Source organism: Streptomyces sp. NPDC058157 (assembly GCF_042884105.1).
Taxonomy (GTDB): Bacteria; Actinomycetota; Actinomycetes; order Streptomycetales; family Streptomycetaceae; genus Streptomyces.
This window is the reverse complement of the sequence record NZ_JBHVUQ010000282.1, coordinates 1-7,623: the sequence shown is the minus strand read 5'-3', so window position 1 is coordinate 7,623 and position 7,623 is coordinate 1. Positions and strand designations below refer to the sequence as shown.

Genomic DNA, 7,623 nt, shown 5'->3' with positions numbered 1-7,623 from the left:
GCGCTGGGGGTACCTCCCAGCGGTAGCTGGGGGAGTTTGAGCGCACCGGGCGCGGAGCGCACGGAACGGGGTCCGGGGCGGATCCCCGGTCTTTCAGCCCCGCCGGCGTTTGAGGCGCGGGTCCGGGCAGCGCCCGGGGAACGGAGGAAGGGCGGGGCGGGGAGAGGCCCCGCGCAGCGGCACCCGGTGGCGGCGGGGGGCGGCTAGCGGCCCGTCAGGTAGCCGACCGTCAGCCCCGCCGTCCAGCCCCCGTCGACGGCCAGTTCGGCCCCCGTCATGTAGGAGGCGGCGTCCGAAAGGAGGAAGGCGACCGCCGCCGCGATCTCCTCGGGGACGCCGACCCGCCCCAGCGGCGCGCCCGGGTAGTTGCCCTCCCCCGCCCGGATCCCCACCGGCGCCGTCATCGGGGTCAGCGTCATCCCCGGGTGCACCGAGTTCACCCGGATCCGCGCCTCGGCCAGCTCGACGGCGCCGATCTTCGACAGGCCCCGTACGCCCCACTTGGACGCCCCGTACCCGGCCGTGAGGGCCAGCCCGGTGAGCCCGGCGGCCGAGGAGATGTTGACGACGGAGCCCCCGCCGTTCGCCCTCAGCAGCGGGATCGCGGCCTTGAGGCCGATGAACGTGCCGACCAGGTTGACCTCGACGCACCGGCGGAAGTGCTCGACGCTCTCGTGCTCCAGGAACTGCCCCGTCGCGATGCCCGCGTTGTTGACCAGTCCGTCGAGCCGGCCGAACTCGGCGACGGCGTGGTCCAGGACGGTCTGCCAGTCGGCCTCGCTGGTGACGTCGTGGCGTACGAACCGGGCCGCGTCCCCGAGCTTCGCCGCGGTCTCGGCGCCCTCCGCCTCCAGCACGTCGGTGAGCAGCACCCGGCCGCCGCCGTCCACGACGGCCCGCGCGGCCGCCGCGCCGAGGCCCCGGGCCCCACCGGTGATGACGACGGCCTTGCCGCTCAGATCCACAACAGCCACGGTTCCACCCCTGACGCCGCACGCGCTCGTATATGACTAATCGGCATACCGCCGATCGCGGCGTCAGTCTGCCAGAGCGCCCAGGGCCCGCGACACCCCCTCCTCCTTGGGCCCGAGGAACGTCGGCCGCGGCTCGAAGACGGCGTCGACGGCCGCCTTGCCGGCCGCGAAGACCTCGCGGGCGCCGCCGTAGTACCAGGTGGCGTCGTGCTTGTTGTCGACCCCGACCCCGTACGCGTCCACGCCCGCGGCCCGGCACAGCGCGACGGCCCGGTGGATGTGGAAGCTCTGGCTCACCAGCACCGCCCGGCGCACGCCGAAGATCTCCCGGGCGCGCACGCAGCTGTCCCAGGTGTCGAAGCCGGCGAAGTCGCTGACGACGCGGCCGTCGGGCACCCCGTGCCGGGTGAGGTAGGCGCGCATCGCGTCGGGCTCGTCGTACCCGGTGCGGCCGTTGTCCCCGGTGACCAGGACGGCCCTCACCTTCCCGGCCCGGTACAGCTCGACGGCCGCGTCCAGGCGGGACGCGAGGTACGGGGTGGGCCGGCCGTCCCACAGCCCGGCCCCGAAGACGACGGCCACCCCGGCCGCGGGCGCCTGCGCGGTGGTGCGCAGCCGGCCCGCGGCACTGGCGTGGGTCCAGGTGGAGGGCAGCAGGGCCAGCACGCACAGCGCCATCACGGCCTGCACGGTCCGCCGCCGGGCCGCCACGGTGCGCGGCATCCGGTTGCGCAGGGCGCGCGCGATCCTGCCCGGGCGCGGTATGCGCATGAACGTTCCCCCTGGTCGTCCGCCCGGACGCGGTCGCCCCGGCTCGCAGACCAGGACGCGCCGGGAGATCGCCCCGGTTTCAGCCCGGCGCGCCGGGCGGGCGGTGTGAGCACCCGGCAAACACCCGTCACCGCCGCGCAACGCACACGCAATCTGCGCCCCGCAGGATCGGTCCATGACGGAGCCGGTGCACCCTCCCGAAAGCCAGTACCCGCCCTCCCTCCCGTTCGGCAGCGCGGCCGAGCTGCTGACCCGGATCACCCACCAGCTCGGCGCCCAGCTGAGCGGAGTGCGCCCGCCGCGCGCCCGGCCCCACGGAGCCCCCTCATGCAGCCCACCCTCGTCGCCGTGGCCCACGGCAGCCGCGACCCCCGCGCCGCCCTCACCGTGCTCGCCCTCCTCGAACGGGTCCGCGAGCTCCGCCCGCGCCTCGACGTCCGGCTCGGGCACGTCGAGCTGAACCGGCCGCTGCTCGCCGACACCCTCGCGGACGCCACCGGTCCGGCCGTCCTCGTCCCGCTGCTGCTCGGGCACGGGACCCACGTCAAGCGCGACCTGCCCGCCGCCGCGGCCCGCGCCGGGCACCTGCGCACCCGGGTCGCGGCGCCGCTCGGGCCGCACCCGCTGCTGGTGGAGGCCCTGTTCGAGCGGCTCCTGGAGGCCGGCTGGCAGCCCGGCAACGCCGTGGTGCTGGCCTCCGCCGGTTCGCTCGACCCCGACTCCGCGGCCGGCTCCCGCCGCACCGCCGCCCTGCTCTCGGAGCGGCTCGGCGGGGTGCCCGTGGTCCCGGCGTACGCCTCGGCGGCCGCACCGGCCGTCCCGGACGCCGTACGGGCGCTCGCGGCCCGGGGCCACCGGGTGGCGGTGGCCTCGTACTTCACCGCCCCCGGCCGCTTCGCCACCGCGAGCGCCGCCGCCGCACCGGGCCCGGCCGCGGCCCCCCTGGGCGCCCACCCGGCCCTGGCCCGGCTGGTCCTCCACCGCTACGACGAGGCCCTGGCCCGGCCCGCGCACGAGCGGGAACTGGCCACCGCCTGAAGACCGGACGGGACCGGATTGCTCGGATTGTCGGTGTCTCCGGTTAACGTCTGATCCATGGAAGGCACCGCGCTCATCCCCGCGTACGACTCCTACGACCCCGCCGCCACCGAGCGGTGGGCCGCCGAGCCCGACAAGAGGCCCGGGCGGACCGCCTTCCAGCGCGACCGCGCCCGGGTGCTGCATTCGGCCGCGCTGCGCCGCCTCGCCGGGAAGACCCAGGTGGTCACCCCGGGCACCCGCTCGTACGACTGGGACGCGAGCCCCCGGACCCGGCTGACCCACTCCCTGGAGTGCGCGCAGGTCGGCCGGGAGCTCGGCGCCGCCCTCGGCTGCGATCCCGACCTGGTCGAGGCCGCCTGCCTGTCGCACGACATGGGGCACCCCCCGTTCGGGCACAACGGCGAGGAGGCGCTCAACGAGTTCGCGAAGGACTGCGGCGGCTTCGAGGGCAACGCCCAGTCGCTGCGCCTGCTGACCCGGCTGGAGCCCAAGCGGTTCGTGCCCGACCCGGCGACGGGCGAGCCGGTGAGCGTCGGGCTCAATCTGACCCGGGCCTGTCTGGACGCCGCCACCAAGTACCCGTGGGCGCGCGGCGGGCACCCCACCGACCCCGACTCGGTGAAGTTCGGCGCCTACGAGGACGACCTGCCGGTCTTCGCGTGGCTGCGGCGCGGCGCGCCCGCCGACCGCAAGTGCTTCGAGGCCCAGGTGATGGACTGGTCGGACGACGTCGCGTACTCGGTGCACGACTTCGAGGACGGGCTGCACGCCGGGCACCTCGACCCCAACCTGCTGTTCGCCGAACCGGAGCGGGCCGCCATCTGGCAGGTCGCCATCGGCCGGTACGTGCCCGCCGACACCGAGCCGGAGGAGCTGCGCGAGGCGCTGGACCGGCTGATGGAGGAGGAGTGGTGGCCCCACGGCTACGACGGCTCGGCCGTGGCGCAGGCCCGCCTGAAGGACGCCACCAGCCAGCTGATCGGCCGGTTCTGCCTGGCCGCCGAGACCGCCACCCGTGAGGCGTACGGCAGCGGCCCGCTGACCCGGTACGCGGCGGAGCTGGTGGTCCCGCGCCGGGCGCGCAACGAGTGCGCCGTCCTGAAGGCGGTCGCCGACCTGTACGTGATGCAGCGCGACGAGCAGGAGCGGCTGCGGGCCGACCAGCGCATCGTCCTGGCCGAACTCGCCGAAGCGCTCAGCGCCCGCGCGCCGGAGGGGCTCGACCCCCAGTTCCGGGCGATCTTCGACGCGGCGCCGGACGACAAGGCCCGCAAGCGGGCGGTCATCGACCAGATCGCCTGCCTCACCGACGCTTCCGCCCGGTCCCTGCACGCCCGCCTCACCCGGCGCGGGCGGCGCGCCGAAGGGTGAGCCGATCGGGCCATTCCCCCTTCACGGGGCAGGCTCCGTGCGGGACGCTCGCATGTGGCCGCACATGGCGGAGAGGTTATGAGGAGGCATCAGGTGGTCGACGCACACCAGACGTTCATCATCGTCGGCGCGGGGCTGGCCGGGGCGAAGGCCGCCGAAACGCTGAGGTCGGAGGGGTTCACCGGCCGGGTGATCCTGATCGGCGACGAGCGCGACCATCCCTACGAGCGGCCCCCGCTGTCCAAGGGATACCTGCTGGGCAAGGAGGACCGCGACAGCGTCTTCGTACACGAGCCGTCCTGGTACGCGCAGGCCGACATCGAGCTGCACCTGGGGCAGCCCGCCGTGCACCTGGACCGCGAGGCGAAGACGGTGCGCCTGGGTGACGGCACCCTGCTGCACTACGACAAGCTGCTGCTGGCGACCGGCTCCGAGCCCCGCCGCCTGGACATCCCGGGCACCGGCCTGGCCGGGGTGCACCACCTGCGCCGGCTCGCCCACGCCGAGCGGCTCCGCCACGCGCTGGCGGCCCTGGGCCGGGACAACGGCCACCTGCTGATCGCGGGCGCGGGCTGGATCGGCCTGGAGGTGGCGGCCGCGGCCCGCTCCTACGGCGCCGAGGTGACCGTGGTCGAGCCGCTGGCCTCCCCGCTGCACGCGGTGCTCGGACCGGAGGTCGGCCAGTTCTTCGCCGACCTGCACGGCGAGCACGGGGTCCGCTTCCATTTCGGGGCGAGGCTGACGGAGATCGTCGGGCAGGACGGGATGGTGCTGGCCGCCCGTACCGACGACGGCGAGGAGCACCCGGCGCACGCCGTGCTCGCCGCCATCGGGGCGGCGCCGCGCACCGCGCTCGCGGAGACCTCCGGGCTGGCCCTGGTGGACCGGGAGCACGGCGGCGGCATCGCCGTGGACGCCTCGCTGCGCACCTCCGACCCGGACGTCTACGCCGTCGGTGACGTGGCCGCCGCCCAGCATCCGGCGCTGGGCACCCGGGTGCGGGTGGAGCACTGGGCCAACGCCCTCAACGGCGGCCCGGCCGCCGCGCGGGCGATGCTCGGGCAGGAGGTCTCGTACGAGCGGGTGCCGTACTTCTTCTCCGACCAGTACGACGTGGGCCTGGAGTACTCGGGGTACGCCCCGGCGGGCAGCTACGACCAGGTGCTGGTGCGCGGGGACGCGGGCAAGCGCGAGTTCATCGCGTTCTGGCTGTCCGACGGCCGGGTGCTGGCCGGTATGAACGTGAACGTGTGGGACGTCACCGAGCAGATCCAGAACCTCATCCGCTCCAAGGCCCCGGTGGACCGCGAGAAGCTGGCGGACCCTTCCGTTCCGCTCGACTCCCTGCTCCCGGCCCAGGGGGCCTGACGGGTTTGCCGCCGCCCCACCGTAGAATTCTCGGGTGGCAGGACGGATCAACGACGACGACGTGAAGGCGGTACGGGACGCGGTCCCGATCGACGCCGTGGTCTCGGAGTACCTCCAGCTGCGCAACGCCGGCGGCGGCAACCTCAAGGGCCTGTGCCCCTTCCACGACGAGAAGTCCCCGTCCTTCCAGGTCAGCCCGGGCAAGGGGCTCTACCACTGCTTCGGCTGCCAGGCCGGCGGGGACACCCTCGACTTCATCATGAAGATCGACCACCTCTCGTTCTCGGAGGCGGTCGAGCGGCTGGCCGGCCAGGCCGGCATCACCCTGCGCTACGAGGAGGGCGGCTACACCGCCGGCACCAGCGGCCGCGGCGAGCGGATCCGGCTGGTCGAGGCGCACAAGGCGGCCGCCCAGTTCTACGTGGACCAGCTCGGCGGCGCCGAGGCCGAGATCGCCCGCCGCTTCCTGGCGGAGCGCGGCTTCGACCAGGGGGCGGCCGGGCACTTCGGGGTGGGCTACAGCCCGGCCGGCTGGGACCACCTGACCCGGTTCCTGCGCGGTCGGGGCTTCAGCGACAAGGAGCTGATCCTCTCCGGGCTGGCCCAGGACAGCCGCAGCGGCAAGCCCATCGACCGCTTCCGGGGCCGGCTGATGTGGCCGATCCGGGACATCAGCGGCGAGGTGGTCGGCTTCGGCGCGCGCAAGCTGCGCGAGGACGACAACGGGCCGAAGTACCTGAACACCCCCGAGACGCCGATCTACAAGAAGTCCCAGGTGCTGTACGGCATCGACCTGGCCAAGAAGGAGATCGCGAAGACCTCCCGGGCCGTGGTCGTCGAGGGCTACACCGACGTGATGGCCTGCCACCTGGCCGGGGTCACCACCGCCATCGCCACCTGTGGCACGGCCTTCGGCGGGGAGCACATCAAGATCCTGCGCCGGCTGCTGATGGACAACGCGACCGCCGAGGTGATCTTCACCTTCGACGGCGACGCGGCCGGGCAGAAGGCGGCGCTGCGGGCCTTCGAGGACGACCAGAAGTTCGCGGCGGAGACCTCGATCGCGATCACCCCGGGCGGGATGGACCCCTGCGACCTGCGGCTCGCCCAGGGCGACGCGGCCGTCTCCGGGCTGGTGGAGTCCCGGACCCCGCTGTTCGAGTTCGCGCTGCGGCACATCGTGTCCCGGCACAACCTGGAGAACCCGGCGGGGCGGGCGGCCGCCCTGGACGAGGCCGCGCCGGTCGTCGCCGGGATCAAGAACATCGCGATCCAGCACGAGTCCGCGGTGCAGCTGGCGGGCATGCTGGGCATCCGCGACGAGCAGTTCGTGGTCAAGCGGGTCGCGCAGCAGGCGCGGTGGGCGCGCGAGCGCGGCCAGCAGTCGGGGCAGCGGCAGCCCGCCCGCCGTTACGAGGAGGCCCCGGCCGCGCCCGCCCCGGCGCAGCCGAGCGGTCCGGCCCTGAACCTGCGCAGCCCGGCGCACCGCACGGAGCGGGAGCTGCTGAAGCTGGCGCTCCAGCGGCCGGCCCTGGTCTCCCCCGCCTTCGACGCGTACGGGACGGACGAGTTCACCGCCCCGCCCTACGCGGAGGTCCGCCAGGCCATCCAGGACGCGGGCGGCGCCGCCCAGGGCACCGAGGACTACGTCGCCCGGGTGCGGGAGGCGGCCCCGAACGACACGGTGCGCGCGCTGGTGACGGAGCTGGTGGTGGAGGCCATCCACGCGAAGACGGTGGACGAGGTGTACGCGGGGGTGCAGCTGGTGCAGGTCCGGCTGCGGGCGGTGGACCGGCGGGTGCACGAGATCCAGGGCCAGATGGCCCGGCTCGGGCCGCAGGCTCCGCCGGAGCAGCACGCGGCGGTCCAGCAGGAGCTGTGGGTCCTCCAGCAGTACGGGCAGCGCCTGCGCAACCGCGGCGCGGAGGGCCTGTAGGCCCCGGGGGGCGTGCCTGCGGCGCCATTCCCCGCCCCACCCTTCCTCCGTTCCCCGGGGCGAGCCCCGGACCCGTTCCGTGCGCTACCGCGCCCGGTGCGCTCAAACGCCGCGCGGGCTGGATTGCCCGCAGGGCAATTCCAGCCCCGCCGGCGTTTGAGG

The 7,623-nt window shown here is 74.6% G+C and carries 6 protein-coding genes; 4 read left to right on the top strand and 2 right to left on the bottom strand.

The window, feature by feature from the left end; genetic code table 11:
- Positions 1–203: 203 nt before the first annotated feature.
- On the bottom strand, positions 204–974 hold the full coding sequence (locus ACFVXK_RS35630) for a glucose 1-dehydrogenase (protein WP_389620567.1): 771 nt from the start codon (positions 972–974) through the stop codon (positions 204–206).
- Positions 975–1,037: 63 nt separating this feature from the next.
- Positions 1,038–1,745, bottom strand: a complete 708-nt coding sequence (locus ACFVXK_RS35625) for a vancomycin high temperature exclusion protein (protein WP_389620564.1) — start codon at positions 1,743–1,745, stop codon at positions 1,038–1,040.
- 327 nt (positions 1,746–2,072) lie between these two features.
- Between ACFVXK_RS35625 and ACFVXK_RS35620 the strand changes: the two genes are divergently transcribed.
- From ACFVXK_RS35620 to dnaG, 4 genes are all read left to right on the top strand, one after another.
- Positions 2,073–2,783, top strand: coding sequence for a sirohydrochlorin chelatase (locus tag ACFVXK_RS35620; RefSeq protein ID WP_389620561.1), 711 nt, complete (start codon positions 2,073–2,075; stop codon positions 2,781–2,783).
- Positions 2,784–2,840: 57 nt separating this feature from the next.
- Positions 2,841–4,157: a deoxyguanosinetriphosphate triphosphohydrolase gene (locus ACFVXK_RS35615; protein WP_389620558.1), complete on the top strand. Its 1,317-nt coding sequence runs from the start codon at positions 2,841–2,843 to the stop codon at positions 4,155–4,157.
- A gap of 93 nt (positions 4,158–4,250) precedes the next feature.
- Positions 4,251–5,525 (top strand): NAD(P)/FAD-dependent oxidoreductase, encoded by a 1,275-nt coding sequence (locus ACFVXK_RS35610; RefSeq protein WP_389620555.1) that lies wholly within the window; start codon positions 4,251–4,253, stop codon positions 5,523–5,525.
- Between the two features lie 34 nt (positions 5,526–5,559).
- Positions 5,560–7,461, top strand: coding sequence for a DNA primase (dnaG, locus tag ACFVXK_RS35605; RefSeq protein ID WP_389620552.1), 1,902 nt, complete (start codon positions 5,560–5,562; stop codon positions 7,459–7,461).
- Positions 7,462–7,623 lie beyond the last annotated feature (162 nt).

Coding starts and splice junctions, on each gene's coding strand:
- ACFVXK_RS35625 (WP_389620564.1), bottom strand. CDS start 1,745: ATGCGCATACCGCGCCCGGGCAGGATCGCGCGCGCCCTGCGCAACCGG.
- ACFVXK_RS35620 (WP_389620561.1), top strand. CDS start 2,073: ATGCAGCCCACCCTCGTCGCCGTGGCCCACGGCAGCCGCGACCCCCGC.
- ACFVXK_RS35615 (WP_389620558.1), top strand. CDS start 2,841: ATGGAAGGCACCGCGCTCATCCCCGCGTACGACTCCTACGACCCCGCC.